A 1,173-nucleotide genomic window follows, 5' to 3' on the forward strand; every position below is an offset into this window, starting at 1 on the left:
CGATGTAGGCATACGCGGTGTAATAGCCCAGCGTGCCGAGCGCGGCCAGCAAGGTGCCCCAGAACGCGCGCTTGCGTGCCAACGCCCGGTTGGCGTGGAAGAACTTGTCGGCCAGGAACTTGTAGCGCTCGATCAGGAAGCGGTGCAGGTTGAAGATCTTCACCTCCTTGGCCGTTTCCACGCTGGCCCCGATCTGGCGCAGGTAATCGAGCTGGCGGCGCTCGGGCGTCCACTGGAAATTGAGCGAATAGCCGGCCGCGTTGAAGTGCGACTCGCCGATGAAGGCCGGCACCAGCGCCACCGCCAGCAGCAGGATCAGCCACGGCGCGTACACCAGCAGGCCCACCGCCAGGCTGGCCACGGTGATGGCGTCCTGCACCTGGCCGAACAGCTGGCTCATCAGGTTCATCCGGCCCATGGTCTGGCGCCGCGCGCGGTCCAGCTTGTCCTGCAGGTCCGGGTCTTCGAAGTCTTCCAGGTCCAGTTCGGCGGCGTGCTCCATCAGCCGCACGCTGGTGACGTTGGTGAACAGTTCCGAGAGCAGGCTGTCGGCATAGTTCACCGCGCGGCCCAGCAGGTCGGAGACGATCGCCAGGCCGAACTCCAGTGCGAGCAGGCCGAGTAGTGGATTGAGCACGCCGCTGGACAGTGCCTCGCCAAACGGCGGGAAGCCGGCTTCGTGCTGGCTCAGGTGCAGCGCCGCGTCGATGATCAATTTGCCCACGTACAACATCGCCACCGGCAGCAACGCACGGATCAGGCGCAGGCCCAGGCTGGCACTGGCCAGGCCGGGGCTCGTCTGCCAGACCTGACGCAGGAACGGGGGCAGGTTGCGCATCGCCTGGAAGCGTTCGCGCAGGCTGGGATTCTTCTGGCCGGAAGCGCCGGCGGCGGGGGAGGCGGGCATGCCGCTATTGTGCGCGCCCGTGCCGTGGCGGAGGGATGAATGCGTTGCACGCTACGACACCAAAGCGCGCAATTATCCAAATCGGTAGGTGCCGACCGTTGGTCGGTACGGCGCAGCACGGCAATCACACGGTGGGTGACGACCGTTGGTCGGCACGGCGCAGCACGGCAATCACGCGGTAGGTGCCGACCGTTGGTCGGCACACCGCAGCACGGCAATCACACGGTAGTGCCGGCCGCTGGCCGGCTCCGCGCGGTGGTTGGATG

At 66.7% G+C, this 1,173-nt stretch carries 1 pseudogene; it reads right to left on the reverse strand.

The annotated features are described in order from the left end of the window. Nucleotides 1–907, reverse strand: a pseudogene (locus ACXJKH_RS20900) (ABC transporter ATP-binding protein); the annotation flags it as partial. Nucleotides 908–1,173 lie beyond the last annotated feature (266 nt).

Source organism: Stenotrophomonas sp. P5_B8 (assembly GCF_054049855.1).